The organism is Polymorphobacter megasporae (assembly GCF_018982885.2).
In the GTDB taxonomy this organism is placed as follows: domain Bacteria; phylum Pseudomonadota; class Alphaproteobacteria; order Sphingomonadales; family Sphingomonadaceae; genus Polymorphobacter_B; species Polymorphobacter_B megasporae.
Genome location: NZ_CP081848.1, coordinates 1,376,660 through 1,403,280, shown reverse-complemented (window position 1 = coordinate 1,403,280; position 26,621 = coordinate 1,376,660). Strand labels below are relative to the sequence as shown.

Annotated in this window: 25 protein-coding genes and 1 tRNA gene; 14 read left to right on the top strand and 12 right to left on the bottom strand. The window is 66.9% G+C overall.

Going from position 1 to position 26,621, the window contains the following annotated elements:
* Positions 1-45: 45 nt before the first annotated feature.
* Entirely contained in the window at positions 46-279 is a 234-nt protein-coding gene (locus KTC28_RS06550) for a hypothetical protein (RefSeq protein ID WP_216709382.1), read from the bottom strand.
* A gap of 92 nt (positions 280-371) precedes the next feature.
* On the opposite strand from KTC28_RS06550, the gene ald reads away from it, so the two are divergent.
* The 3 genes from ald to KTC28_RS06535 are packed head-to-tail and all read left to right on the top strand — an operon-like array spanning position 372 to position 2,303.
* Positions 372-1,469 (top strand): alanine dehydrogenase, encoded by a 1,098-nt coding sequence (ald, locus tag KTC28_RS06545; RefSeq protein WP_216709383.1) that lies wholly within the window; start codon positions 372-374, stop codon positions 1,467-1,469.
* Positions 1,466-1,942: a protein tyrosine phosphatase family protein gene (locus KTC28_RS06540; protein ID WP_216709594.1), complete on the top strand. Its 477-nt coding sequence runs from the start codon at positions 1,466-1,468 to the stop codon at positions 1,940-1,942. Before ald ends, KTC28_RS06540 begins: the two co-directional genes overlap by 4 nt.
* A 34-nt stretch (positions 1,943-1,976) precedes the next feature.
* A complete protein-coding gene (locus tag KTC28_RS06535) occupies positions 1,977-2,303 on the top strand; it encodes a hypothetical protein (protein ID WP_216709384.1) in 327 nt (108 codons plus the stop codon).
* Positions 2,304-2,814: 511 nt separating this feature from the next.
* On the opposite strand, the gene KTC28_RS06530 is transcribed toward KTC28_RS06535, so the two are convergent.
* The 5 genes from KTC28_RS06530 to KTC28_RS06510 all read right to left on the bottom strand — a co-directional run bounded on the left by KTC28_RS06530 (position 2,815) and on the right by KTC28_RS06510 (position 7,478).
* Complete coding sequence (locus KTC28_RS06530) at positions 2,815-3,432, bottom strand: ParB-like protein (protein WP_216709385.1); 618 nt, start codon at positions 3,430-3,432, stop codon at positions 2,815-2,817.
* Between the two features lie 58 nt (positions 3,433-3,490).
* Positions 3,491-4,930 carry a UdgX family uracil-DNA binding protein gene (locus KTC28_RS06525; RefSeq protein WP_439650114.1) on the bottom strand — a complete coding sequence of 480 codons (1,440 nt, stop codon included), beginning with the start codon at positions 4,928-4,930 and terminating at the stop codon, positions 3,491-3,493.
* 333 nt (positions 4,931-5,263) lie between these two features.
* Positions 5,264-6,502 (bottom strand): putative DNA modification/repair radical SAM protein, encoded by a 1,239-nt coding sequence (locus tag KTC28_RS06520; protein ID WP_216709386.1) that lies wholly within the window; start codon positions 6,500-6,502, stop codon positions 5,264-5,266.
* A gap of 56 nt (positions 6,503-6,558) precedes the next feature.
* A complete protein-coding gene (locus tag KTC28_RS06515; RefSeq protein WP_216709387.1) occupies positions 6,559-6,978 on the bottom strand; it encodes a hypothetical protein in 420 nt (139 codons plus the stop codon).
* Entirely contained in the window at positions 6,975-7,478 is a 504-nt protein-coding gene (locus tag KTC28_RS06510) for a DUF2306 domain-containing protein (protein ID WP_216709388.1), read from the bottom strand. The genes KTC28_RS06515 and KTC28_RS06510 overlap by 4 nt, the downstream gene beginning before the upstream one ends.
* An 85-nt stretch (positions 7,479-7,563) precedes the next feature.
* Here KTC28_RS06510 and KTC28_RS06505 point away from each other — a divergent pair, with 85 nt between their 5' ends.
* Together KTC28_RS06505 and KTC28_RS06500 are read left to right on the top strand one after the other, a co-directional pair.
* The gene (locus KTC28_RS06505) at positions 7,564-9,315 is read left to right on the top strand and encodes a DUF885 domain-containing protein (RefSeq protein ID WP_216709389.1); all 1,752 of its coding nucleotides are present in this window, start codon (positions 7,564-7,566) and stop codon (positions 9,313-9,315) included.
* Between the two features lie 114 nt (positions 9,316-9,429).
* Complete coding sequence (locus KTC28_RS06500) at positions 9,430-9,933, top strand: glycine zipper 2TM domain-containing protein (protein WP_216709596.1); 504 nt, start codon at positions 9,430-9,432, stop codon at positions 9,931-9,933.
* Positions 9,934-10,386: 453 nt separating this feature from the next.
* Here the strand turns inward: KTC28_RS06500 and rpsA are convergent, their stop codons facing one another.
* Together rpsA and cmk are read right to left on the bottom strand one after the other, a co-directional pair.
* Positions 10,387-12,108, bottom strand: a complete 1,722-nt coding sequence (rpsA, locus tag KTC28_RS06495) for a 30S ribosomal protein S1 (RefSeq protein WP_216709390.1) — start codon at positions 12,106-12,108, stop codon at positions 10,387-10,389.
* 133 nt (positions 12,109-12,241) lie between these two features.
* Positions 12,242-12,889: a (d)CMP kinase gene (gene cmk / locus KTC28_RS06490; protein ID WP_216709391.1), complete on the bottom strand. Its 648-nt coding sequence runs from the start codon at positions 12,887-12,889 to the stop codon at positions 12,242-12,244.
* 65 nt (positions 12,890-12,954) lie between these two features.
* Here cmk and wecB point away from each other — a divergent pair, with 65 nt between their 5' ends.
* Together wecB and KTC28_RS06480 are read left to right on the top strand one after the other, a co-directional pair.
* Positions 12,955-14,097: a non-hydrolyzing UDP-N-acetylglucosamine 2-epimerase gene (wecB, locus tag KTC28_RS06485; RefSeq protein WP_216709392.1), complete on the top strand. Its 1,143-nt coding sequence runs from the start codon at positions 12,955-12,957 to the stop codon at positions 14,095-14,097.
* On the top strand, positions 14,094-15,050 hold the full coding sequence (locus tag KTC28_RS06480) for an NAD-dependent epimerase/dehydratase family protein (RefSeq protein ID WP_216709393.1): 957 nt from the start codon (positions 14,094-14,096) through the stop codon (positions 15,048-15,050). The genes wecB and KTC28_RS06480 overlap by 4 nt, the downstream gene beginning before the upstream one ends.
* Here KTC28_RS06480 and aroA read toward each other — a convergent pair.
* The gene (gene aroA / locus KTC28_RS06475; protein ID WP_255602328.1) at positions 15,035-16,387 is read right to left on the bottom strand and encodes a 3-phosphoshikimate 1-carboxyvinyltransferase; all 1,353 of its coding nucleotides are present in this window, start codon (positions 16,385-16,387) and stop codon (positions 15,035-15,037) included. The two genes, KTC28_RS06480 and aroA, sit on opposite strands and share 16 nt — an antisense overlap.
* A gap of 121 nt (positions 16,388-16,508) precedes the next feature.
* Between aroA and KTC28_RS06470 the strand changes: the two genes are divergently transcribed.
* Together KTC28_RS06470 and KTC28_RS06465 are read left to right on the top strand one after the other, a co-directional pair.
* Positions 16,509-16,826, top strand: coding sequence for an FYDLN acid domain-containing protein (locus tag KTC28_RS06470; RefSeq protein ID WP_216709395.1), 318 nt, complete (start codon positions 16,509-16,511; stop codon positions 16,824-16,826).
* Positions 16,827-16,930: 104 nt separating this feature from the next.
* A tRNA-Ala gene (locus KTC28_RS06465) sits at positions 16,931-17,006 on the top strand.
* On the opposite strand, the gene KTC28_RS06460 is transcribed toward KTC28_RS06465, so the two are convergent.
* Positions 16,994-17,275, bottom strand: a complete 282-nt coding sequence (locus KTC28_RS06460; RefSeq protein WP_223132295.1) for a hypothetical protein — start codon at positions 17,273-17,275, stop codon at positions 16,994-16,996. The two genes, KTC28_RS06465 and KTC28_RS06460, sit on opposite strands and share 13 nt — an antisense overlap.
* Positions 17,276-17,408: 133 nt before the next feature.
* Here KTC28_RS06460 and rlmN point away from each other — a divergent pair, with 133 nt between their 5' ends.
* From rlmN to KTC28_RS06440, 4 genes are all read left to right on the top strand, one after another.
* Positions 17,409-18,683, top strand: a complete 1,275-nt coding sequence (rlmN, locus tag KTC28_RS06455; RefSeq protein ID WP_500797308.1) for a 23S rRNA (adenine(2503)-C(2))-methyltransferase RlmN — start codon at positions 17,409-17,411, stop codon at positions 18,681-18,683.
* A 277-nt stretch (positions 18,684-18,960) separates the two neighbouring features.
* Positions 18,961-20,208, top strand: coding sequence for an SAM-dependent methyltransferase (locus KTC28_RS06450; RefSeq protein WP_216709398.1), 1,248 nt, complete (start codon positions 18,961-18,963; stop codon positions 20,206-20,208).
* The gene (locus KTC28_RS06445; protein ID WP_216709399.1) at positions 20,205-20,897 is read left to right on the top strand and encodes a 6-phosphogluconolactonase; all 693 of its coding nucleotides are present in this window, start codon (positions 20,205-20,207) and stop codon (positions 20,895-20,897) included. The genes KTC28_RS06450 and KTC28_RS06445 overlap by 4 nt, the downstream gene beginning before the upstream one ends.
* Entirely contained in the window at positions 20,894-21,868 is a 975-nt protein-coding gene (locus KTC28_RS06440; RefSeq protein ID WP_216709400.1) for a cation diffusion facilitator family transporter, read from the top strand. The genes KTC28_RS06445 and KTC28_RS06440 overlap by 4 nt, the downstream gene beginning before the upstream one ends.
* Before the next feature lie 122 nt (positions 21,869-21,990).
* Here KTC28_RS06440 and KTC28_RS06435 read toward each other — a convergent pair whose 3' ends face one another.
* The gene (locus tag KTC28_RS06435) at positions 21,991-24,243 is read right to left on the bottom strand and encodes a heavy metal translocating P-type ATPase (protein ID WP_255602421.1); all 2,253 of its coding nucleotides are present in this window, start codon (positions 24,241-24,243) and stop codon (positions 21,991-21,993) included.
* A 241-nt stretch (positions 24,244-24,484) separates the two neighbouring features.
* Here KTC28_RS06435 and KTC28_RS06430 point away from each other — a divergent pair, with 241 nt between their 5' ends.
* Complete coding sequence (locus KTC28_RS06430; protein ID WP_216709402.1) at positions 24,485-25,585, top strand: NADH:flavin oxidoreductase; 1,101 nt, start codon at positions 24,485-24,487, stop codon at positions 25,583-25,585.
* 39 nt (positions 25,586-25,624) lie between these two features.
* Here KTC28_RS06430 and KTC28_RS06425 read toward each other — a convergent pair whose 3' ends face one another.
* The gene (locus KTC28_RS06425; protein WP_216709403.1) at positions 25,625-26,620 is read right to left on the bottom strand and encodes a ligase-associated DNA damage response exonuclease; all 996 of its coding nucleotides are present in this window, start codon (positions 26,618-26,620) and stop codon (positions 25,625-25,627) included.
* Position 26,621: the final 1 nt, after the last annotated feature.

Here is a 26,621-nt window from a genome sequence, read left to right as displayed (position 1 = left end):
CAGAGGCGCGGGCGTTAACACGCGCCATGTCGCGCCGCAACATAGTCAGAATCCTCTGCGCCCGGTGTTGCGTTTCCGCCACCAGCGATGCGCGGCAAGGATCGCCCAGATGCCCTCGACGAGCCCGAATGGCCAGGCACCCTGCAGGAAGCCGTAGATCGACCCCGAAGCGCACGCGACGGCGAAGCCCAGTCCCCACCACGGTGACCGGTCGTCGAACGCATAGCAGATGAGCATCGCCGAGACCGCGACCAGTCCGAACAGCGTCAGAGCATCCATCGAGACCCCCGGCGAACGCGACATTCGCGGAGGCGACTTGCTCCACGCGCCGCGCTATAGCCTCGCGGGCAAACGCCGGAAAGGAAGCCAGAATGCACGTCGGTGTGCCCAAGGAAATCAAGATCCATGAATATCGCGTCGGCCTGACGCCGCCGTCGGTGGCTGAATTGACCGCTGCTGGTCATATAGTAACGGTCGAGACCGGAGCAGGGTCCGGCATCGATTTTACCGACGGCGATTATGTCGCGGCGGGCGCGACTGTCGTCGCAACTGCTGCAGAAGTCTTTGCCGCCGCCGACATGATCGTCAAGGTCAAGGAGCCGCAGCTCGCCGAGTGCGCGATGCTCCGCCCCGGGCAGGTCCTGTTCACCTATCTCCACCTCGCCCCCGACCCCGAGCAGGCGAAGGCGCTGATTGCGAGCGGAGCGACGTGCATCGCCTATGAGACCGTCACCGACCGCACCGGGGGGCTGCCGCTGCTCCGGCCGATGTCGGAAGTCGCCGGGCGGATGTCGGTCCAGGTCGGCGCGCATTATCTCGAGAAGGAACAGGGCGGGCGCGGCATCCTCCTCGGCGGGGTTCCCGGAGTCGCTCCCGGGCGCGTCGCGATTCTCGGCGGCGGCGTGTCGGGGGTCAACGCCGCGCAGATGGCGGTCGGCCTGCGCGCCGACGTCACGATCTACGACATCTCGACCGCGCGATTGGCCGAGATCGACGAGATGTTCGAGGGCCGGGTCAAGACGGTGTTCAGTTCGAAGGCAGCGATCGAGGCCGCCGTGGCGAGCGCGCATGTCGTCATCGGCGCGGTGCTGATCCCCGGAGCCGCCGCGCCAAAGCTCGTTACCCGCGACATGCTCAAGCTGATGAAGCGCGGCTCGGTGCTCGTCGACATCGCGATCGACCAAGGCGGCTGCTTCGAGACGAGCCACGCGACGACGCATCAGGACCCGGTCTATGTCGTCGACGGCATCATCCATTATTGCGTCGCCAACATGCCCGGCGCGGTCGCGCGGACGTCGACCTTCGCACTCAACAACGCGACGCTGCCGTTCGCGCTGCGGCTGGCGAAGCTGGGGGCCGAAGGCGCGATGGCGTCCGACCCGCACCTCGCGGCGGGGTTGAACGTCATGGGCGGCAAGATCCGCCATGCAGCAGTCGCCGAAGCGCTCGGGATGGAGTTCGTCGCCTGAGCGATCCGAACATCCTCAACTGGCGGCGGCTCGACGATCGGATCACGACGTCGGGCCAGCCCGACGAGGCGGGGCTGGCGGCGATCCGCGACCTCGGCGTCGGGCACGTCGTCAACCTCGCGCTCCATACTCATCCTAAGGCGCTACCCGACGAGGGGGCGAGCGTCGCCGCGCTCGGCATGACGTACACCCACATCCCGGTCGACTTCGACAACCCGACCGAGGACGACTTCGACCGTTTCTGCGCGGTCATGGCGGCGGCAGCGGACGTGCCGGTGCATGTCCACTGCATCGTCAACGCGCGGGTCACGGCGTTCGTCTATCGCTGGCAGCGTGATGTGGTGGGCGCTGGCGAGGGGGAGGCGCGGACGATGATGGACTCGGTCTGGCATCCCGGCGGGGTGTGGGCGGAGTTTATCGGCGACGAGGCCGGGGTTACGCAAGCGAGTGCTTTCGCGGGGCGGGATTATTGAGTAATCTGTAAATGATAGTGAAGAGAGGCTAAGAATGACCGCCGGGATTAGGACAGCTTTGCTCGTCGGTTCGCTTTTTGCCATGTCCGCGCGCGCGCAAATCGCGCCCACTGTCGACAGCCCGCCACCACCGGGTGATGTCGCGATCGCGAAGACCACGACTACGATCGCGCCTCCGAAAAGCGAAGCCGAGCGCTACAAGACCGAAGTCGTCTGCCGGAGCAGTCTCGAAACCGGCAGTCTCATTCGCAAGCGAAAGTCGTGCCTCACGCGCAAGCAATGGGAATACGTTGATCAAGAGCACCGAGATGAAGCGCGAAAACTGATGATCGACAACGTCGGCAAGCTGTCCACCCCTTAGTCGATGTCCTGTTATTGAGTATTTTAAGGGATCGCGTTACCGTCGCCGCGACAGTGGTGAGCGGCATAGCTGCTTGCGCTCTGTCCTACAGGGCCGCGAATGACGTATGATCCGGGGTTCGAGTCGGCGCGTATCTTGCCGACACCGCGCTCTTTCTCATTGCTGGATTCGATGCCTTCGACGGAAGCGTAACCGTCGACAAACCCAATTTCATCACGCGATCACCGCGCTTCATGCTGAAAAGCCGGTCGTTGTGTGGACTTGTGTAACCTTTGGCCGAGCGGCTAGCAAAGCGATACGACCGCCAAGATACTCCTGCAAACGCCGCCCCGCCCTTTCGCCAGTGCTCAAAAGCTGGTCGTTCAGTGAACTTGTGTAACTTTCCAGCGTGGCTGCTCGCCAATATCAGGCCGCCACCCGCGGCGTCGACGCCGCTGACAAAGGCTCGCGAGTGCTCAAAAGCTGGTCGTTCCGTCGACTTGTGTAACCTTCCGTCGCGTCCGGCTGCCAATTAGTCGCCGCTCGGTCCGCTCCAGCCCGGCAGGTAGTTGGCGTCCTTGCTCCGGGCGAGGTCGACCGCCGCGGTCAGCGCCCCGGCGAAGTCCTCCACGACCAGCTTCGCCGCGACGCGGTGGCGGAGGAAGTCGGCCCACAGGAATTCGGCGTACGGCGTCGCGTCTTTCGCACACCCTCCGGCCTCCCGCACCGCCCCGGCGAGGCTGCGATACGGGTCGTCGGGTAGCTTGGCGATCGACTTCGGGATCTTGTCGTGGGGCACGCGAGTCCCCGAGGCGTCATACGGGTGGAGCCAGTTGCGGTTCTCCATGAAGGTCCAGAACAGCGGCTTGGCGAGCTTCGACAGGTCGGCGACGACGTTGATCAGGATATGCTCGACCCCCTCCTCGTGGAGCGCGCGGACGAGGTGGTGGTGGTCGATGATGAACATCCGCCGCTTCGGCCCGATCACCGCGGGGATCATGTGACTGCCGAGGAAGTTCGCCGCGTCCTTGTTGGCGCGCTTCGCCCATTCGGCGCGCTTGCGGGCGACCTCGCGCTTGCCGATGGTCATCTGCGTCGGGCGAAGGTCGGCGATCGCGACCGGCTTGAGTTCGGGTTCGAGGTTCTGCATCGCCCCCCCTATCACAAAATCGTACCAACTGCCCGCCGTGCCGACGAGCCTGAGTTGCTTAACCCGCCAGCGCCGCCAGCCGCTCCCGCACCGCGACCAGATCGGCGACGAAGCGGTCGAACTCGAGCGCCGCTGCGGCTTTGTCCTCGATCCGCAGCAGGAAGCTCGGGTGGACGGTGATCCACGCTTCGGTGCCGTCGGCGAGCGTCAACGGCCGTCCGCGCTCCTTCGAGATCGTCACCGTCTTGCCGGTCAGCGACCGCGCCGCGCTCGCCCCGAGCGCGACCGTCACCGCCGGACGGATCGCGGCGCGCTCGTGCTCGACCCACCAGCGGCAGGCATTGATCTCGCTGATGTCGGGCTTCGAATGGATCCGCCGCTTGCCGCGCTGCTCGAACTTGAAGTGCTTGACCGCGTTGGTGACATAGGTCCGCGCGCGGTCGATCCCTGCGGCGGCGAGCGCGCGGTCGAAGACCTGCCCCGCCGGGCCGATGAACGGGCGACCGGCGAGATCCTCGCTGTCGCCGGGCTGCTCGCCGACGAAAACCAGCCGCGCGTCGGACGGCCCCTCGCCGAACACCGTCTGCGTCGCCGGGCCGAACAATAGGCAGCGCTTGCATTGCGCCGCGTCGTCACGGAGCGCGGCGAGTGCATCGGCCGGGCTGCCGTCGCCGGTCCGTACCCACGCTCCCGCCCCTGCCTGCACCGCGGCGTTGGTCATTCCCGCCTTGTCGCCCGCATCGATCATCATCCGTGTCCTTTCCTCGGCCCCGGCGATCAGCCCCGGGACGAGCGACGCCTCGGGCAGGTTGCGCCAGTATTTCTTCGGCATCTCGGCGGTCATCGCCTTCACCTTCAGCCGCGCCGGGTTGAAGATGCTGGCGAAATAGGTCCGCCACGTCTCCTCGAGCGCGTCGCCGTCGGGGGCATCGGCGCGGGTCGCCCCGGGGGTGAAGGACAGCTCGCCGTCCCAGTGGACGCACTCGTCGGGGGTCAGGATCGACCAGCGCATGTTGGCGAAGCGCCGGGCGAAGAAGCCGGCATTGCGCCTGACGATGTGATGCTCGGGTTCGAACCACGCCGCGAAGCGCTCGCCCTCGGGGTCGGGGACGTCGCGAAAGCGGACGAAGGCGCGCATCTTGTGGACGTCGCGGCGGACCGCCTTGTCGAGGTCGTACAGCCGCCGGACCAGCGGATCAGCGGCATCGTCGAGCAGTTTCGGCCGGGTCCGCAGCGTCGTCAGCGCGGTATAAAGCAGGGCAAAGCGTTCGGGGTCGCGGTGGCAGATCACCCGGCCAGCGACCTCGATGAACGCTTTCGGCACGTTGAACATCGGCGTCTCGGCAACCGGCAGACCATCGCCGCCGAGCAGATCGGTCGCGATATCCCCGACCTGCCAGACGACATCGCCCGGCGGGATACCCGCCACCGCGAGCCGCCGCGCCGCCGCTCGCCACCCGTCGAAATCGTCGGGCCGAACGAGGATCGCGGTCAGCACAGGATCGTGACCCTATTGCGGCTCGTGTCCGGCCACGCGGCGATCCAGTCAGCAGCGGTCGTCCCCATCACCACGACGACGCCCGCCGCGATAAACTGTTCCCCGCCGCGCCGTTACTCCAAGCGAGACCGAGGGAGTTCGTCATGGTCAGTGCTTTGTTCAATGCCGTCGCCTTCGCCGCCTTGACGCTCGGTCTGGTCCTTGCCGCGGCCCTGTTCACCGGACTGGCGATCGTCGTCGCGGCGAGCGGATCGCCGCGTCACCGGCGGCGGAGCTCGCGGCGCCCTGCGCATGTTCTGGCGAGGACTCCGCGCTTCGACCTCGCCATTGATCCTAGAACAGCTCGAGCTGCGCCCGTTCGGGCTTGACCAGCGATCGGCGGATCACCGCGCTCTCGGCCAGTGCCAGCGGACGCCAGTCGGCGGCGACGACGAACGGGCGCAGCCGCTCAATCGACCGGGTCAACCGCCCGAGATCGTCGAGCCGCAGCCGCCGCTGCCGCCGCGCCCGCAACACCGAATTGACCGTTCGCACGCCCATGCCGGGGATCCGCAGCAGCATTTCGCGCGGGGCGCGGTTGATATCGACCGGGAAGTCGTCGCGATGCTTGAGCGCCCACGCCGTCTTCGGGTCGATGTCGAGCGGGAGCATGCCGTCATCGGTCGCGTCCTGCACCTCGCTCGCGTCGAAGCCATAGAAGCGCACCAGCCAGTCGGCCTGGTACAGCCGGTGCTCGCGCATCAATGGCGGACGGACTAAAGGCAGCACCGCGCTGGCGTCGGGGATCGGCGAAAAGGCGCTGTAATAAACCCGGCGCAACCCGAACTTGCCGTACAGCGCCGCCGCACTGGCGACGACGTCGCTGTCGGTTGCGGCATCCGCCCCGACTATCATCTGGGTCGATTGCCCGGCCGGGGCGAAGCGCGGGGCCGAGCGGTACTTCGCCCGGGCGTCGCGATTATCGTCGATGCCCGCCTTCAATTCGCGCATCGCGGTGCGAATGCGCCCCGCGCTCTTTTCAGGAGCGAGTTTGGTCAGCCCAGTCTCGGTCGGCAGCTCGACGTTGATCGACAGGCGGTCGGCGTAGAGCCCAGCCTGCTCGATCAAAGCGGGGTCGGCGTCGGGGATCGTCTTGAGGTGGATATAGCCGCGGAAGTCGTGGACCGTCCGCAGTTCCTTGGCGACGCGGACAAGCTGCTCCATCGTATAATCGGGCGTGCCGATGATCCCCGACGATAGGAACAGCCCCTCGATGTAGTTGCGCTTGTAGAAACTCAGCGTCAGCTTGACGACCTCGTCGACGGTAAATCGCGCGCGCCGGACGTTCGACGACTTCCGGTTGATGCAATAATGGCAGTCGAAGACGCAGCTGTTCGTCAGCAGGATCTTGAGCAGCGAGATGCACCGTCCATCGGGCGCATAGCTGTGGCAGATGCCCGACCCCTCGGTCGAGCCGATGCCCTTGCCCCCGGCGCTGCTCCGCTTGACCGTCCCCGACGACGCGCACGACGCATCGTATTTTGCCGCATCGGCCAGAATCGCCAGCTTGGCACGGGTATCGAGATGCGACATCCGTTCAGCTTATGTTCGCGGCTCCCCGCGAGCAAGCGCGTTCGTGTCGCAGTCGCCTAGATCAGCAGGAGAGCCAATGGCAGCAGCGTGCCGAGGACGAGCATCGCCAGCGACACCCGCCGCATCGACCGGATCGACAGCGCGATCGCAACGCCGAGGAGGGTCGAGGCGATCAGTCCGATCGACATGATGGCGACGAAGACCTTGAGCGCGAAGGGGTTGTGCTTCGGCGCGGCGGGTTCGGCCTTCGGCGCGCGTGGGCGCTCACCGGCGGGCCGTGGCGGGCGCGGCTGCGGTGTTTCCTGATCCTTATGTACGGTGGCGATCCAGTCCATCCACACCGGCGCGCCCTTCGCCTCGTTAAGCCGGAATGTCTGGAGCGCGCCGCTGATCGCGAACAACAGGATCGCGGGGGCGAAGAACACACCGACATAATGGTGGATCTGGCGTAGGCGGCGGTTGGTCGCGGGCTTCATGCGAACAGCCAATGCCCGAGCAGGCGGTCGAAGGGAAAGGTGAAAAAGCCCGCGATCAGCAACGCGCCGAAGACGATGCCGCGAACCCCGTGGCGGTGACCGGCGACATCATGCTTCCGCGCCCGCCACACCAGCAGCGGCACCTGGAGCAGCACCCAGACCGACAGGATGTGGATGACGCTGAACCCACCGTGGTTGGTGTCGCGGATCAGCAGGCTCGACAGCGCCGTCAGGATCATCGCCGACGCCCAGACCCAGCCAAGGACACGGTGCGACCGGCTCCCCTTCGGTCGGATCAGCATCACCGGGGTCAGCGCCAGTGCGGTAGCGATCAGCCCAAGGTGCGCCCAGACGTGCCACGAGATGCGGCTCCAGTCGGCATAGCCGCGCGCGACCGCGACCGCGACGACCGCAAGCATGATGCCTGCAGCGATGCCGAGCCCGCGGTCGGTAACGACCCGGTCGAAGACGTTCTTACCAACCGGAGCAGCAGTGGCCATGCGGTCCCCCGAACTTGTCCCGGGATGCTAGCCGAGCGGTAAGCGCTCCGCTAGCAATGGGCGTCTTATTGGGGGAGATTACGATATGCGCTGCGTTGCCATCGCCTTGCTGCTCGCCGCATCGCCGCTGGCGGCGGCCCCCGCCGACGACTTCAAGGCGCTGCTCGCCGACCATTGGGCATGGACGTTGCGGAATACACCGTTGCTGGCGACGAGCGCCGGGGTCCACGATTACGACTCCGAGCTTGGCGACCCGTCGCTTGCCGCGACCGACGCGCAGGCGAAGGACGCCGCAGTGTTCATCGCCAGGATCGACCGCATCCCCGCCGCCGGTCTGTCCGACGCTGACCGGACGAGCGCGTCGATCATGCGCCGCAGCCTGTCGATGCAGGTCGAGGCCGATCGCTTTTCCGAACGGTTGATCGACTTCTCGAACCGCAGCGGCTGGCACACGTACTTCGCCGACCTGCCGGTGACGCTGCCGTTCCTGACCCCCGCCGATTACGACCATTATCTCGCGCGGCTGGCGAAGATCCCCGCATTCGCCGCCGCGTCGACCGCGAATAGCCGCTTCGCCATCGCCCACGGCGACGTCCTGCCGTGCATCATCCTCGACGGCTTCGAGGCGACGATCACCGGGGAGATCAAGGAGCCGACGGCATCGCGCTTCTACGCGCCGTTCGTGACGAAACCCGGCTTCATCGCCGCCGCCGACTGGCCCGCGCTTCAGGCCCGCGCCGCCACCGTGATCCGCGACAGCGTCAACCCGGCGTACACGGCCTACGCCACCTTCTATCGGACGGAATACGCCCCGAAGTGCCGGACGACGATCGGCGCATCGGCGCTGCCCGACGGCGCGGCCTACTACGCCTTCAAGGCGCGCGAGCAGACGACGACGACGATGACGCCCGATGAAATCCACCGGCTCGGGCTGTCGGAGGTCGCGCGCATCCGCGCCGAGATGGACACCCTCGTCGCTTCGACCGGGTTCAAGGGCGCCAATGGTCAAGAGCCGCGCGCGGCGTACATCGCGATGCTGCGGACCAACCCGAAATATTACGCGACGACGCCGCACCAGCTGATGGCCGAATCGGCGCTGGTGGCGAAGACCGTCGACGGCTGGATGCCGAAGCTATTCGGGCACCTGCCCCGGCTGCCGTACACCGTCCGCGAAATTCCGCCGGCAACAGCAGACGGGCAGACGACCGCCTATTACAACGAAGGCAGTCCGAGCGCAGGGATTGCCGGTACCTATTACGTCAACACCACCCACCTCGATCAGCGGCCGTTGTTCGAGATGGTCGCGCTGACGCTCCATGAAGCGGTGCCGGGGCATCACAACCAGATCAGCCTGCAGCAGGAACTCGATCTGCCGCCGTTCCGCCGCTACGCCACCTTCTTCACTGCCTTCGTCGAGGGCTGGGGCCTGTATTCGGAGCGGCTCGGCCTCGACATGGGACTGTACGACACGCCCGAGAAGCAGATGGGGCGGCTGAGCTATGAGATGTGGCGCGCGTGCCGGCTGGTGGTCGACACCGGCATCCATTCGAAGGGCTGGAGTAAGGAGCAGGCGGTCAAGTTCATGGCCGACAACACCGCGCTGTCGGCGGCTAATATCGACGCCGAGGTCAATCGCTACATCGCCGATCCCGGGCAAGCGCTCGCGTACAAGATCGGCGAGCTGACGATCCGCCGCTTGCGGACGAAGGCCGAAGCCGAGCTCGGGCCGATATTCGATATCCGCGCCTTCCACGACGCCATCCTCGAACAAGGCGCGATCCCGATGGACCTCCTCGAGGCGCGAATGAACGCGTGGATCGCGGCGCGTAAAGCCTGAGACCTCGCCGCCACGGTATATGAACGGCGGCTAACATCGCCGTTCAGGTTAGCGGAAGCACGGCAAGTGCATACCCTGTCTACGGCCAACGACTCGGCCGTGATGGAGGACAAGATGCTACGCACTTTGGTGACGACCGCGGTTCTGGCGACCGCGCTGACGACCGCGATGGTCCCGGCGGCGGCATCTGCCGATGATCGTGGCTATGGCTATGGCTGGCACGACGACCGTGGCGGCGATCGTGGTGACTGGCGCGCCCGTGAATGGCAGCGCCGCGAATATGAGCGTCGTGTCGATTACGAACGGCAAGCCGAATGGCAGCGGCGCCATTATCAGGAGCGCGCCTACGGCTACAACGGCGGCTACACGAGCGGCTATTATGTCCAGCCGCAGGGCGGATATTACGAGCGCGAAGCGTACCCGGTCCAGCAGGGCTATGAGCAAGGGTATCGTTGCCACTCGGATGGCACTGCTGGCGCAGTGATCGGCGCGATCGCCGGCGGACTGCTCGGCAATAGTGTCGCCGGTCGCGGCGACCGGACGGCGGGCGCGCTGATCGGCGGCGCTGGCGGACTTTTCGCCGGCCGGGCAATCGAGCGCAGCGGCAACCGCTGCTAGGCCGAGCTATCATCGCCATGCCACTCCGGGGAACCTGGGGTGGCATGGCGACCTTCTGCCCGGGACCGTCGAAGGTGGCGGACATCCGCCAAACGCCGCTTTGTCTTCGCATTACAATGGCTTGTACGTCGTTTGTCGACGAGGTCCGACGCTAAGTTCAAAATAAGTTCACACTAAAGTCGTTGATTTGCAGCGACGCCTTTCTGCCGAAGCTTGCGGGCTGCACGCAATGACGCGGTTCCGCGTCGCCCGGCGAATGTGATCGTACCCGCAATGAGAAAGAACAGTCTCCGGCTGAAGCACACGCCGGCTCGACCCACCGATTATACCGCATCGCCTGCCCTGTAGGACAGCGGCGATCGAGCGGAGCACCTCACCCTGCCCGCTCAAACGAAGACCCCCGCGAGCTTGCGCTCGCGGGGGTCGTTTCGTATCGACTATCGACCGGGCGGCTTAGCCCTTGTCGGCGTCCTTCGCCCGGTTGAGCGCGGCGCCAAGGATGTCGCCGAGCGACGCCCCCGAATCCGACGACCCGTACTGGGCGACAGCCTGCTTTTCCTCGGTGATCTGCATCGCCTTGATGCTGAGCATCGGCTTCTTGCCGCGCTCGAACCCGATCACCATCGCATCGACCTTCTGACCGACCTGGAAGCGCTCGGGGCGCTGCTCGTCGCGGTCGCGGCTGAGATCGCCACGCTTGATGAACGCGAGCGGACCGTCTTCGCCGACCTGAACCTCGATGCCGCCGTCGCGGTTGTCGACGACAGTGCAGGTAACGATCTGGTTCTTGCGCAGCTCGGTGCCGCCGTCGGCATGAGCAACCGGTGCAGTGACGCGGCTGTCGTCGAGTTCCTTGATCGAGAGGCTGATGCGCTCCTTCTCGACATCGACTTCGATGACCTTGGCGCGGATCCGCTCGCCCTTGTGGTGCGACGCAAGTGCCTGTTCGCCGCTGAGGCCCCAGGCGATGTCGGACATGTGGACCATGCCGTCGACGTCGCCGTCGAGGCCGATGAACAGGCCGAATTCGGTGGCGTTCTTGACTTCACCCTCGACGATCGTACCGACCGGATACTGCTCCGCGAAGATCTCCCACGGATTGCGCTGTGCCTGCTTGAGGCCGAGCGAAATGCGACGCTTCTCTTCGTCGACCTCGAGGACGATGACCTCGACCTCCTGGCTGGTGCTGACGATCTTGCCGGGGTGGACGTTCTTCTTGACCCACGACATCTCGCTGACGTGGACCAGACCCTCGATACCGGGCTCGAGTTCGACGAACGCACCGTATTCGGTGATGTTGGTGACGCGGCCGGTGTGACGGCTGTCGACCGGGTAGTTCGCCGCCGCGGTGATCCACGGATCGGCCTCGAGCTGCTTCATGCCGAGGCTGATGCGCTGGGTCTCGCGGTTGATGCGGACGATCTGGACGCGGAGCGTGTCGCCGATGTTGAGAACTTCGCTCGGGTGACCGACGCGCTTGTAGCTCATGTCGGTGACATGGAGCAGGCCGTCGATGCCGCCGAGGTCGACGAACGCACCGTAGTCGGTGATGTTCTTGACGACGCCGTCGACGATCTGGCCTTCAGCAAGCGACTGGATCAGGCCGGTACGGGCTTCCGCGCGGCTCTCTTCGAGGATCGACCGGCGCGAAACGACGATGTTGCCACGCTTGCGGTCCATTTTGAGGATCACGAAGGGCTGCGGCAGGTTCATCAGCGGGGTGACATCGCGCACCGGGCGGATATCGACCTGCGAACCGGGGAGGAAGGCGACGGCGCCCGACAGGTCGACAGTGAAGCCGCCCTTGACGCGGCCGAAGATGACACCCTCGACGCGCTCGTTCGCGGCGTACTGGGTCTCGAGCGTGTCCCACGCGGCTTCGCGGCGGGCGCGGTCACGCGACAGCATCGCTTCGCCCATCGCGTTCTCGACGCGGTCGACATAGACCTCGACTTCGTCGCCGACGGCGATCTCGGCCTTCATGCCGGGAACAGCGAATTCACGGAGCGGCACGCGCCCTTCCGACTTGAGGCCGACGTCGATTACGGCGAGGTCGTTCTCGATCGCGGTAACGCGGCCCTTGACCACCCGCCCTTCGAACGATTGATTCTTGCCGAGCGAGCTTTCGAGCATCGCCGCGAAGTCGTCGCGGGTCGGTTGGGCAGCAGAAGCCATGTAATCGCGTACCTTTGTTCGTCGGGTCCGGCACCATGCCGCCCGTTCAGCGCCGACGACGAGCACCATGCCCGTCGCCTTTAACAGGCGTTGACCGGACGCTGGCCTTGCCTGCGCCCGATTTCAATGTCTGCTAGCCGCCCCGCAGCCGCGCTTCGACGAGCGCGATAGCCTGGGTGACGGCCGCTCCTATATCGAGATTCGTCGTATCGAGCAAGACGGCGTCGGAGGCCTTCGTCAACGGGGCGGCATGCCGCCCCGAATCGCGCGCATCGCGAGCGAGGATGTCACCAAGAACCGTCTCATGGCTCAATACATGCCCGGCGCGCGCCAGCTCAGCGGCTCGACGGGCGGCACGCACGTCGGGGGATGCCGTGACGAACAATTTCGCGGGAGCGTCCGGCGCAATCACAGTACCGATGTCGCGCCCGTCGAGCACCGCGCCCTTGGCCTGCGCGGCGAAGGCACGTTGCCGCGTCAGCAGTGCGGCGCGAACCGCAGGGTGCGCCGAGACGATCGACGCGGCCTGTGCATTGTCGGCGCTCATCAGGTCTGGCTCGTCGAGCAACGTTTCATCGAGCGCGATCGCCGCCGCTTCGGCGAGTGCAGCATCGCCCGGGTCGCCGCCACTGCGGCGCACCGCCAGCCCGACCGCGCGATAAAGCTTGCCGGTGTCGAGGTGACCGAGACCGAAATGCCGGGCGAGCGCGCGCGCCACAGTGCCTTTGCCGCTCGCGGCGGGACCGTCGACGGCGATGACGAGAGGGACGAGCTGTTTCATGCGGCGCAACGCATAGCGGACGCGGTGGTTGTGTCGACCCCATCGGCGGCCCATGGTCGGTCGCGATGAGCGGGGGCGTACCATCGGGCGGGGGAGTCGTGTGCGTTCTAGGGACGCGGCCCGAGGCGATCAAGCTCGCGCCGGTCGTCCTGGCGCTGGCGGCGCGCGGGGTGGTGGTGACGCTTTGCAGCACCGGGCAGCAGCGCGATCTGACCCGGGCGACGCTCGACGATTTCGGGCTGGTCCCGAACATCGACCTCGACCTGATGCAGCCCGACCAGTCGCCGCAGGCATTCGTCGCTACGGCATTGCCCCTGCTTGGACAGACGATCGCCCGCCTCGCTCCGGCGATGGTCATCGTCCAGGGCGACACCGCGACGACGCTCGCCGGAGCGATGGCGGCGGCGTATGCCTGTGTTCCGGTCGCGCATGTCGAGGCAGGGCTGCGCAGCGGCACCGCCGAGCCCTTTCCCGAGGACATGCACCGCCGGGTCATCGCCCAGCTCGCGACGCATCATTTTGCCCCGACCCAGATCGCGCAGGCGGCGCTCGTCCGCGAAGGGATTGCGTGGGGTGCGATCAGCGTCACCGGCAACCCGGTGATCGATGCGCTGCGGCTCGCCGAGGCGCGGCTTGGTGCTGACGCGGCACTGCGGGCGGGCGTCGATCAAGTGCTCCCGCCGCTGCGTGAGGGCCGCGCAATGGTGCTTGTCACTGCCCATCGAAGAGAGAATCATGTGCACATGGCTTCGATCGCCGAGGCGGTCGCGGCAATCGCGGAGGCGCACGATGTCGACATCGTTGTGCCGCTTCACCCCAATCCTGCTTCGGGCGCGGTATTGCGGGGACGGTTGGAGCAGGTGACTAACGTCGCGCTGGTCCAGCCGCTCGGTTACCTCGCCTTCGTCACGCTGCTGCGCCGGGCGAGGCTCGTCCTGACCGACTCGGGCGGGGTACAGGAGGAGGCTCCCGCGTTCGGCTGTCCCGTGCTGGTGCTGCGTGATTCGACCGAACGCCCCGAAGGCATCGAGGCCGGGGCCGCGCGGCTGGTCGGCACCGATCCGGCGACGATCGTCGCGGCGGTGGCTGGACTTATCACCGACGACGCGGTTCATGCCGCGATGACCACCGCGATCCTGCCTTATGGCGATGGCTATGCCGCCGACCGGATCGCCGCGATCGTCGCCGCCGAGATCGTCCGTCGATGACCGTGCTCGTCACCGGCGTCGCCGGGTTCATCGGGTTTCACACCGCCCAAGCGCTGCTGGCACGCGGCGAGACGGTCATCGGGATCGATAACGTCAATGACTATTACGACCCGCAATTAAAGCGCGACCGGCTCGACCAGCTCGGCGGCGACTTCATCTTCGACTATTGCGACTTCAGCGACTTCGCAGCGCTGACGAAAGTGCTTCGCGGCCATTCGTTCGACCGGATCGTTCACCTCGGTGCGCAGGCCGGGGTCGGGCATTCGCTCAAGGACCCGCACAGCTATGTCCGGTCGAACCTTGCCGGGCATCTCAACCTGCTCGAAATCGCGCGGCAGACCGAGGGCTTGCGCCACATGGTCTATGCCTCGTCGTCCTCGGTCTACGGGGCCAGCACCAAGCTGCCGTTTTCGGTCGACGACCGTGCCGACCATCCGGTGTCGCTCTATGCCGCGACCAAGCGCGCCGACGAGCTGATGAGCGAAAGCTACGCGCATTTGTTCGCTATCCCGTTGACCGGACTGCGTTTCTTCACCGTTTACGGCCCGTGGGGACGCCCCGACATGGCGATCTGGCGCTTCACCGAGCGCATTCTCAAGGACCTCCCTATCGAGCTCTATAACGGCGGGCGGATGCGTCGCGATTTCACGTACATCGACGATATCGTCGGCGGCGTGCTCCTCGCGCTCGACTGTCCGCACGGTGTCGAACACCGGGTCTATAACCTCGGCAACAGCCGCTCCGAAGACCTCGCGCACCTCGTCGAGCTAATCGAGGCGGCGACCGGAAATGCAGCTATCCGCGAACTGCTGCCGATGCAGCCCGGCGATGTCCGCGAAACCTACGCAGATATCGCCGCAACAACCGCCGCCCTGGGCTTCGTCCCGACGACGAGCATCGAAACCGGCATCCCGAAATTCGTTGACTGGTTCCGCAACTACACCGGGCTCTGAACTGCCCCCAGCACAGTCATCAGGTCGACGAAGCCGGGGAAGCTCGTCGCCACCGGGCGCGCGTCGTCGACCGTCACCGCCGCCCTCGCGCGCAGCCCGAGGACGGCGAAGCTCATCGCGATCCGGTGATCGAGCCGTGCCGCGACCGTCGCCCCGCCCGCGACCATGTCCCCGCCATTCCCGTGGACGATCAGCCCGTCGGGCAGCTCCTCGACGCGCACCCCGCAGGCGGTCAGCCCCGCCGCCATCACCGCGATGCGGTCGCTCTCCTTGACGCGCAGCTCGCTCAGGCCGCGCATCACCGTCGTTCCCTGCGCGAAGGCAGCGGCGACGAACAGGACAGGGAACTCGTCAATCATCGACGCGGCGATCTCAGGCGGCACCTCGATCCCGGTCAGCGCGCCCGCCGCGATCGTGATATCGGCGACCGGCTCGCCGCCAACCTCGCGCTGCTGGCCGAGCGTGACGTCGGCCCCCATCATCGCCAGCACGCGGAGCAGCCCGTCGCGGGTCGGATTGACCCCGACCCCGCCGATCGTCACCCGGCTGCCCGGCACGATCAGCGCGGCGACGATCGGGAATGCCGCCGACGAGATATCGCCCGGCACGACGATCACCTGCGGGCGCAATTCAGCCTCGCCGGTGACGGTGATCGCGCGACCCTCGGGCGCGTCCTCGACGCGAACTTCGGCTCCGAAGGCGCGCAGCATCCGCTCGCTGTGATCGCGGGTCGCCTCGGGTTCGACGACCGTCGTGCGCCCGGGAGCGTTTAGCCCTGCAAGCAAGACCGCCGACTTGACCTGCGCCGACGCCACCGGGAGGACATAGCGCAGCGGCACCGCCGGACAGCGCCCGGTCATCGTCAGCGGCAGGCGCCCGCCCGGCGCGGTGGTGAAGCTCGCCCCCATCAGCCCGAGCGGCACCGTCACCCGCGCCATCGGGCGGCTCGACAGCGAGGCGTCGCCGGTGAATGTCGCGGTGATCGGGTGCGACGCGATCAGCCCCATCAGCAGCCGCGTCGAGGTGCCGCTATTGCCCATGTCGAGCGCGGTTGCCGGCTGGAGCAGCCCGCCGACGCCGACGCCCCAGATCCGCCAGCGCCCCGCTTCCCCGCCGGCGCCAGCGTCTTCCCTGACGATCTCCGCCCCCATGGCCCGCAGCGCGGCGGCGGTCGACAGCACGTCCTCGCCCTCGAGTAAACCATCGACGACGGTCTCCCCGACCGCGAGCGCGCCGAACATCAAGGCGCGGTGCGAGATCGACTTGTCGCCGGGAACGGTGACGGTGCCCGATAGCGGCCCCTCGGCGCGAAGCGAAAGCGGCTGGGGGGCGTTCATAGGGTTCCGAACGGGGCTAGGGGATGGCAGGAAGGCCGCGGGCTTTTGACAGCCCCCCGGGGCTGTGGCAATGACCCGCGCTTGTCGCGCCGGGGTCGCCCGCGCTGCCCGGAGTTCTGTCATGGTCAATCCCGAATGGGGCACCAAGCGTGCCTGCCCGAAATGCAACACGCGATTCTACGATCTCGGCAACGAAGATCCGGTCACGTGCATCAACTGCGGCAACGTCTGGGTGCCCGAATCGATGCTCAAGTCGAAGCAGCCGTTGCCGTTCGAAACCGCGAAGCCGGCGGTCAAGACGAATGAGGACGGCGAGGTGATCGACGCCGACGACGAGGACCTCGACGTCGCCGAAGACGCCGAAGAGCCCGATGTCGACATCGGCGACGACGAGGATCTGGCCGTTGTCGTCCCGGACGACGGCGAAGAAGAGGCGTAGGTCATTCGACCCCGGTCCGATGGGCCGGGGGAAACTCTTGCGCCCGCGCTTGCGTTGGCGTAGTCAGCCGCTCCGCCCGGCCCAACGGGTGGATCACGTGGTACGGGGCCTTAGCTCAGCTGGGAGAGCGCTACGATGGCATTGTAGAGGTCAGCGGTTCGATCCCGCTAGGCTCCACCACCACCCTCACCGCATCCGATCCGCCACGGCGGGAAGCGCTGGTTGACCCCGGCGTGGTACAGGAAGATGCGGTTGCCTGCCGGATCGGTCGTTCGCGCGCAGCGCCACAGGTAGTCCTCGTCGCGCGGCGGATAATCGAACACTATCCCCCGCGCCGCTGCCGCCGCGACCTCCGCATCGACGTCGTCGGAATGCAGGTAGATCTCTGCCGCTCCAGCGTGTTCGCCATCCGCCATGATCTCGACCGACAGCGTCGACCCGCCGTCCATCTCGAACCGCGCATAGCGTGGTGTAGAAGGCGACGCTCGCGGCATAGTCGTGCGCTGGCAGGGTGACGTGGTTGAGGTTCATGGCTTCGGCCTCCGCCTTTCTTTTGCCGCGCACCGGACCTAGATGCCAATTATGCAAATTCCCGGCTTCATTGACCCCGTTCCGGTGCCGCGCGTCGCGTCGCTGCGCGCCGACGGCAAGACCGCGATCGTCGGGCTGACGCGGACCGAGCTGACTGAGGCGCTGACCACGGCGGGCATCCCCGCGAAGCAGGCGAAGATGCGCGCATCGCAGGTGTGGCATTGGGTGTATCACCGCGGCGTCGTCGACTTCGACCTGATGGCGAACATCGCGCGCGACACCCGCGCCGTTCTCGCCGAGCATTTCGTCGTCGGGCGCCCCGAGATTGCGCAGGCACAGGTGTCGACCGACGGGACGCGTAAGTGGCTGCTGCGCTTCGACGATGGCAACGAGGCCGAGTGCGTCTTCATTCCCGATGCCGATCGCGGGACATTGTGCGTGTCGGCGCAGGTCGGATGCACGCTCAATTGCCGCTTCTGCTTTACCGGCACGATGAAGCTCGTCCGCAACCTGACGCCGGGCGAGATCGTCGGGCAGGTGATGCTCGCACGCGATGCGCTGGGCGAATGGCCGACAGGCGCTGCGAAATCCGTCGCGAGGGCCGACGACGACGATGACGACGCGGACGACGACGATGCGCCGCGCGGCAACTATACCTCCGAAGGCCGGATGCTGACTAACATCGTGATGATGGGGATGGGCGAGCCGCTGTATAATTTCGAGGCGGTCAAGGCGGCGCTCGGCATCGTCATGGACGCGACCGGGCTTGGCCTGTCGAAGCGGCGGATTACGCTATCGACGTCGGGCGTGGTGCCGATGATGGCGCGGGCGGGCGAGGAGATCGGGGTCAACCTCGCGGTCTCGCTCCACGCAGTGACCAAGGAGGTCCGCGACGAGATCGTCCCGATCAACAAGCGCTATGGCATAGACGAGCTGCTTGCGGCGTGCGCGGCGTACCCGGGAGCGAACAACGCCCGGCGGATCACCTTCGAGTACGTCATGCTCAAGGACAAGAACGACAGCGACGACGACGCGCGCGAGCTCGTCCGGCTGATCCGCAAGTACCGTCTTCCGGCGAAGGTCAATTTGATCCCGTTCAACCCGTGGCCCGGATCGGACTATCTATGTTCGGACCCGGATCGGATCGCGCGGTTCAGCGATATCGTCTTCCGCGGCGGCATCTCGGCCCCGGTGCGCCGCCCGCGCGGTCGCGACATCATGGCGGCATGCGGGCAGTTGAAGTCGGCGAGCGAGAAGATCAGCCGCGCCGAGCTCGACCGGCGCTCGGCAGAGAAAGAAGCCGGGTGGGTCGATGCTGCGGCGTAACTGGCTCACCAGATCGAATACTCATCATCGTCGTCTTCCGGCGATTTGCGAACAAGATTTAGATATGCGCGCCACAGCCGCTTAAGCCACACAACAATTTTCATATCCGCCCCCAGATTGCTGGGGACACTATGGGTAAGTATCAATTACTCCTAACGAATTATAAAGAGTCGGATGACGGATCAATCTGGACGCGTCAGCGTAACCGGAACCTATCTATGACCGAAACGATCTAACGATAGTTAGCCCGGCCGCCGCCGGGGCAGCAGGGTTGGCCATGTTTCTTCTCACACGCTTGTTCAACAAGATGATCCGCGAAGGCGAACTGACGATCGTCGACCATCGCGGTACGGTCCACCGTTTCGGCGCGCCGTCGGCGACGATCCGCCCGGTGACCTTCCGCCTGACCGATGCCCGGACTGCGCGCGCTATCGCGCTGGGGCCCGCAATCGGCGCGGGCGAGGGCTATATGGACGGCCGCCTGATCATGGAGGACGGGGACATCAAGGACCTCGTCCACCTCGTCACGCACAACGTCCGCTGGGACCGCGATAATCCGATCCGGCTCGGGCTATGGCGGCAGGCGGCGATCGCGGCGAAGCTCGATCAGATCAATTTCAGCCGCCGGTCGAAGCGCAACGTCGCCCACCATTACGATCTGTCCGACCGGCTGTACGACCTCTTCCTCGACGCCGACCGCCAATATTCATGCGCCTATTACGACCACGACGACGACAGTCTCGAGACCGCCCAAGCCCACAAGAAGGCGCATATCGCCGCCAAACTCGATCTCAAGCCCGGGCAGCGTGTACTCGATATCGGCTGCGGCTGGGGCGGGATGGCGCTGTACCTCCACCGCGTCGCCGGGGTCGACGTCACCGGCGTGACGCTGTCCGAGGAGCAGTTGAAGGTCGCGCGCCGCCGCGCTGCCGAGGCCGGAGTCTCCGACCATGTTCGCTTCGAACTGATCGACTATCGCGCGCTCACTGGCCAGTTCGACCGGATCGTCTCGGTCGGGATGTTCGAGCATGTCGGACTGCCGCACTACCGCCAGTTCTTCGACAAGGTCCACTCGCTGCTGACCCCCGACGGCGTCGCGCTGATCCACACCATTGCCCGTGCCGACGGCCCGGGGGCGACCGACCCGTGGACGGCAAAGTACATCTTTCCCGGCGGCTATGCCCCGGCGCTGTCGCAGATCACCCCGGCGGTCGAGCGTGCGTGGCTGTGGATCACCGACATCGAGGTGCTGCGCCTTCATTATGCGCTGACGCTCGAGGAATGGTATCGCCGGGCGGTCGCGGCGGAGGACAAGATCGTCGCGCTGTACGACGCGCGCTTCTTCCGGATGTGGCAGTTCTACCTCGCAGCGGCGATCGCGGCCTTCCGCAACGACGGACACATGAACGTCCAGGTGCAGCTGACACGGAAACGTGACGTGCTCCCGATCACGCGTGACTATATGGCGGCAGCCGAGATGCGCTATCGCGCCATCGACGAGCAATTGGAGCGCAAGACAGCATGATCGAAGCCGAATGGTGGGACTATGAGGACACCGACGAACTGTACGATGCGGTCGCGTCGGACATCGAATTCATCATCGACAGCGCGTTGGACGCGCGTGGCGATGCGCTGATCGCCCTGCCCGGCGGGGCGTTGCCCGGACCGGTCTATGCCCGGCTGGCGAAGGCCAAGCTCAACTGGAAGCGCGTGACGATCATTCCGACCGACGACCGGATGGTCGCCCCGACCGACGCGTCGAGCACCGTCGGCATGCTGGCGCGCGCCTTCCTGCCGATCGGCGCGCGGGTCATCCCGCTAATCGGCGACGCGAAAGCCGAATATAAGAAGGCCGGGCTCGATGCCGATGAGCGGCTTGGCGCAATGAAGTGGCCGCTCGACCTCGCGTGGCTGGTCGTCGATGCCGACGGCGGCACCGGCTCGCTCGTCGCCAGCCCCGACCTCGACGCGGCGATCACCGCCCCGGCGACGTGCAAGGCGATCGGGGTGATGCCGGCAGGCGGCAAGGACGGCCGTGTGACGCTGACCAAGACGACGCTGATGGCGGCGCGCGCGCTGTCGGTCGCTTGCCAGGGCGACGCGGCAAAGGCCGCGCTCGAGACCGCGCTCGAAGACGGGGCCAAGTCGAAGCTCCCGGTTGGACGGCTGCTTGCGGGGACCGAACTCCCCTTCGATATCCACTGGGTCGCGTGAAGTCGGGCGCTAAATCGGGCAGCACCGTCGTTGTCTGGGCGGCGCTTGCGGGCAATCTCGCGATCGCCGTCGTCAAGTTCATCGCGGCGGCGATCAGCGGATCGTCGGCGATGCTGTCCGAGGGGGTACACAGCCTCGTCGACACGATCAACGAGGTGCTGCTGCTGTACGGCATGAAGCGCAGCGCGCGGAAACCCGACGCCGACCACCCGCTCGGCTACGGCCGCGAGCTGTACTTCTGGAGCTTCGTCGTCGCGCTGCTGATCTTCGCGGTCGGAGCCGGCGTCTCGGTCTACGAGGGCGTTGCGCACCTGCTTCACCCCGAGCCGATCAGTTCGCCCGCGCTGGTCTTCGGCGTGCTCGGGGTTTCGGCGGTTTTCGAGGGGGCGTCGTGGTTCGTCGCCTTCCGCGAATTCCGCTCGAAGCAGGGCGGACTGACGATCTGGCAGGCGTTCCGCCGGTCGAAGGACCCGCCGTCGTTCATGGTGCTGTTCGAGGATTCAGCGGCCCTGACCGGGATCGCCGTTGCCGCCGCCGGTTCGGGGCTCGCGGTCGTCACCGGCGATCCGCGCTGGGACGGCGCGGCGAGCCTGCTGATCGGGCTGATCCTCGCCGTCGTCGCTGCACTGCTCGCGCGCGAGTCGAAGGCGCTGCTGATCGGCGAGCGCGCCGACCCCGCGCTGAGTACGGCGGTCTTGCGGCTCGCGCATGAGACCGCCGGGGTCGACCGGGCGAACGGCGTTGCGACGATCCAGCTCGCCCCCGACCAGGTCGTCGTCACCCTCAGTCTCGAATTCGACGACGCGCTGCGGACGCCGGAAATCGAGGCGGCGGTGATCGATCTCGAGCGCCGCATCCGCGACCACCACCCCGAGGTGTCGGCGATCTTCGTCAAGCCGCAGGCCAACCACGAAGCGAAACGACGGCAGGCGTCGGGCGAGAGCGGGCTCCGAATCGACGATCTGCGATAGGCCGATGCTGGCGCCTGAGTGGCAAATGCGGTCGTCCCAGGCGTCGTTGGCGACGTGGACTTCCGAAGCCGCAGATTGCCTAAGTCGCCCGAGCTTACACTAAACGCGTTGCTCCGGGCCTGTCAGAGCTTCACGGCGTTGAGGCGCAGCGCATTGAGCACGACGGTCAACGACGACAGCGCCATCGCCGCCCCGGCGAACATCGGCGACAGGAGAATGCCCGCGACGGGGTAAAGCACTCCAGCCGCCACCGGCACGCCGATGCCGTTGAACACGAACGAGAAGAACAGGTTCTGGCGAATGTTGCGCATCGTCGCTCTCGACAGCGTGCGCGCTCGCACGATCGCCGAGATGTCGCCGCCGGTCAGTGTCATGCCCGCGCTCTCGATCGCGACGTCGGTGCCGGTGCCCATCGCCAGCCCGACGTCGGCGGCTGCCAACGCTGGCGCGTCGTTGATGCCGTCGCCCGCCATCGCGACGCGGCGGCCCTGTGCCTTGAGCTCGCCGACGATCCGCGCCTTGTCCTCCGGCGCAAGCCCGGCGCGAACCTCGTCGAGGCCGCCGACCGCGGTTGCGACCGCGTTCGCCGTGGTCAGGTTGTCGCCGGTCAGCATGATGATGCGAAGACCGTCGTCGCGGAGCGCGGTGATCGCCTCGCGGACGTTGCCGCGAACCGGATCGGCGACGGCGAGAAACCCGGCGAGCCTGCCGCCGATGGCGACGAACAGCGTGCCCGCGCCGGTCTGGCGCTGCGCGTCGGCGGCGGCTTCGAGCGGCGACGGATCGACCCCGACGCGCGTCATCTGCGCAGTGTTGCCGAGCACGACCGGAACGCCATCGACGGTGGCGCTGACGCCGAGCCCGGTCTGCGAGGCGAAGTCCGCGACGGTGCCGAACGCCAGCTGCTGCTCACGTGCAGCGCCGACGATGGCGCGGGCGAGCGGGTGCTCCGACTGCGCCTCGACGGCGGCCGCGGCGGCGAGCAGTTGCTCGGCGGTGAAGCCGGGTACCGGCTCGGTGGCGGTGAGGCGGGGCTTGCCCTCGGTCAGCGTTCCGGTCTTGTCGACGACCAGCGTGTCGACCGTGTCGAACGCCTGCAACGCCTCGGCGTTCTTGATCAGCACGCCCGCCTGCGCCCCGCGCCCGGCGGCGACCATGATCGACATCGGCGTCGCCAGTCCGAGCGCGCACGGGCAGGCGATGATCAGGACCGCGATCGCATTGAGCAGGGCGTGGCCCATCCGCGGTTCGGGTCCGACGAGGCTCCAGACGACGAAAGTGATGACCGAGACGAGCACGACGGCGGGGACGAACCAGCCCGCGACGCGGTCGGCAACGGCCTGAATCGGGGCGCGGCTGCGCTGCGCGTCGGCGACCATCCGGACGATCCGGGCCAGCATCGTGTCGGCCCCGACGGCGCGCGTCTCCATGACGAGGCTGCCGGTGCCGTTGACCGTCCCGCCGGTAAGCGCAGCGGCGGCAAACTTCTCGACCGGCGCGGGCTCGCCCGTCAGCATCGACTCATCGACCGCCGAGCGTCCGTCGATAACGATGCCGTCGACCGGGATCGCTTCGCCGGGGCGGATGCGGAGCCGGTCGCCGGTGCGCACCTCGGCGAGCGCGACTTCGGACTCACTGCCATCGGCGGCCAGCCGATGTGCGGTCTTGGGGGCGAGGTCGAGCAATGCGCCGATCGCGCGGCCGGTCGCAGCCCGCGCGCGGAGTTCGAGCACCTGGCCAAGCAGGACGAGCGTCACGACGACGCCTGCCGCCTCGTAGTAGACCGGGACCGCCCCGTGCATCCGGAACGCCGACGGGAACACGCCCGGAACCAGCGTCGCGGCGAGGCTATAGAGAAAGGCGGCACCCACCCCGATCGCGATCAGCGTGAACATGTTGAGGTGCCGGGTGACGACCGACGTCCACCCCCGCGCAAAGAACGGCCACCCTGCCCAAAGGACGATCGGCGCGGACAGAGCGAGCTGAACCCATGCCGAAGTGCGCGCGTCGAAAAGGTGCCAGCCGAACATCTCGGCACCCATCGAGACGACCAGCAGCGGCACGGCGAGAACGCCCGTGAACCAGAGCCGCCGGGTGAAGTCGACCAGTTCGGGATTAGGGCCGTCGTCGAGCGATGGCTCCGCCGGTTCGAGCGCCATGCCGCAGATCGGACAGCTCCCCGGTTTGTCGCGACGAATCTCGGGATGCATCGGGCAGGTCCAGACCGCACCGGGTGCCGCCGACGCTTCTCGCGGCGCACCGAGGTATTTGGCGGGACCGGCGACGAACTTCGTCCGGCAGCCGGCGCTGCAAAAATGATAGGTCTGCTCGTGGTACGCGGCATGATGCGGCGATGCCGCCGGATCGACGGTCATGCCGCAGACCGGGTCCTTGACGGTGGCAGCGCCGCTCGCCGCGAGCTCCGCCGGATGTGCCGCGTGATCGTCAAGTCGCGCGCCGGTCATGGCAATTGTCCTTCGATCCAAGGGTATAACCGAGGTGCGCCGCGCGCAGGTCCGTAAAGTGCGCGGCACTCAAGAAATCCTTCGCCGCGCCGCACTTGCCGCGCCCGTCAACCATCGCCTAATGCGGGCCATCGCAACCGGAGCCTGCCCGATGACCAACCCGCTTTTCCGCCCGTTCGACATGGCCGGGCTGCACCTGCCCAACCGGATCGTCATGGCGCCGATGACGCGGTCGTTCTCGCCCGGCGGGGTGCCCGGTGCGAACGTCGCCGAATATTACCAGCGGCGCGCCGAGGGGCAGGTCGGGCTGATCGTCACCGAAGGCACCGGGGTCAATCGTGCCGGGTCGCTCAACGACCCCAACGTGCCGGTGTTTCACGGTGAAGCGGCGCTCGGCGGCTGGGGCAAGGTCGTCGACGCGGTCCACGGCGCGCACGGCAAGATCGCGCCGCAGCTGTGGCACGTCGGCGCGATGAAGAATCCGACGCTGCCCGACTACAAGCACGACGCCGAGGGCCCGTCCGGGCTGCTCCGCCCGGGCAAGGCGTACGGCAATGCGATGTCCGACGCCGATATCGCCGACACGATCGCCGCCTTCGCGCAGGCCGCCGCCGACGCCAAGCGCATCGGCTTCGACGCGGTCGAACTCCACGGCGCACACGGCTACCTGATCGACCAGTTCTTCTGGGAGGGGACCAATGTCCGCGACGACGGCTGGAACGGCGCGCTGCCCGAACGCGCGCGCTTTGCCGGTGAAGTCGTCAAGGCGGTCAAGGCGGCGATCGGCGACCTACCGCTAATCATCCGCCTGTCGCAGTGGAAGCAGCAGGACTTCACCGTCAAGCTCGCCGCCACCCCCGACGCGCTGGCGGCATGGCTCAACCCCCTCGCCGAGGCCGGGGCGGACGTCTTCCATTGCTCGCAGCGCCGCTTCTGGGAGCCCGAGTTCGCCGAGATCGACGGCGACGAGGGACTCAATTTTGCCGGCTGGGCGAAGAAGCTAACCGGCAAGCCGACGATCACCGTCGGCTCGGTCGGCCTGTCGGGCGAGTTCGTCGCGGGCTTTGGCGGCGAGCAGTCGCAGCCGGCGTCGCTCGACAATCTGCTCGAGCGGCTGGAGAAGGACGAGTTCGACCTCGTCGCGGTCGGCCGCGCATTGATCGTCGATCCCGACTGGGCGGAAAAAGTCCGCGACGGGCGGATGGGCGAGCTGAAGGACTTCGACCGCGGCGCGCTGGCGACATTGGTCTGAGCTAGCGCCTGGTTCCTCCCCTTTGCTTCGGGGGAGGAGCTAGTCGTCCTCGTCGTCGAACCCCACCAGATCGAGCGCTCGCGCCCGCATCTGCCGCGTCTGACACCAATGGACCAGCGCCTCCTCGCGCCCGTGCGTCACCCACACCTCGTTCGGCGCGAGTTCGGTGCAGGTTGTCGTCAGCTCGTCCCAGTCGGCGTGGTCGGAGATGATGAGCGGTAGTTCGACCTGGCGCTGGACCGCGCGCTGGCGCACCCGCATCCAGCCCGACGCCATCGCGGTAATCGGGTCGGGCAGGCGGCGGCTCCAACGGTCGTTAAGCGCCGACGGCGGGGCGATGACGACGCTGCCCTTGAGGTCGGCGGCCTTCAATCCGGCCGCGGGTCGCAGGTCGCCGAGGTCGACCCCGAGCGCGACGTACAGGTCGCACAGCCGCTGGACCGCGCCATGGAGGTAGATCGGCGCGTCGTGACCCAACTGGCGCAGCTCGGCGATCACCCGCTGCGCCTTGCCGAGCGCATACGCGCCGATGACGACGCAGCGTTCGGGGTTGTGGCTGAGCGCGGTCAGGACCTTGGCGATCTCCTGCCCGGTGTCGGGGTGGCGGAAGACCGGCAGGCCGAAGGTCGCCTCGGTGACGAAGATGTCGCACGGCACCGGCTCGAACGCGGCGCAGGTCGGGTCGGCGCGGCGCTTGTAGTCGCCCGACACGACGATCCGCTCGCCATTATGGTCGAGAACGATCTGCGCCGAGCCGAGGACGTGGCCGGCGGGGACGAAGGTCGCGGTGACGTCGCCGACGCGGATGCTTTCGCCGTAAGCCGCCTTCTGCCCGACCTGCTCGCCGTAACGCACGTCCATGATCGCCAGCGTTTCGGCGGTCGCCAGCACCTTGCCGTGCCCACCGCGGGCATGGTCGGCGTGGCCGTGGGTGACGAGCGCCGACGGCTTCGGGCTCGACGGATCGATCCAGAAGTCGCCGGGAGCGACGTAGATGCCCTCGGGGTGGGGCTGGAGCCATGAACCTGCGGGCATA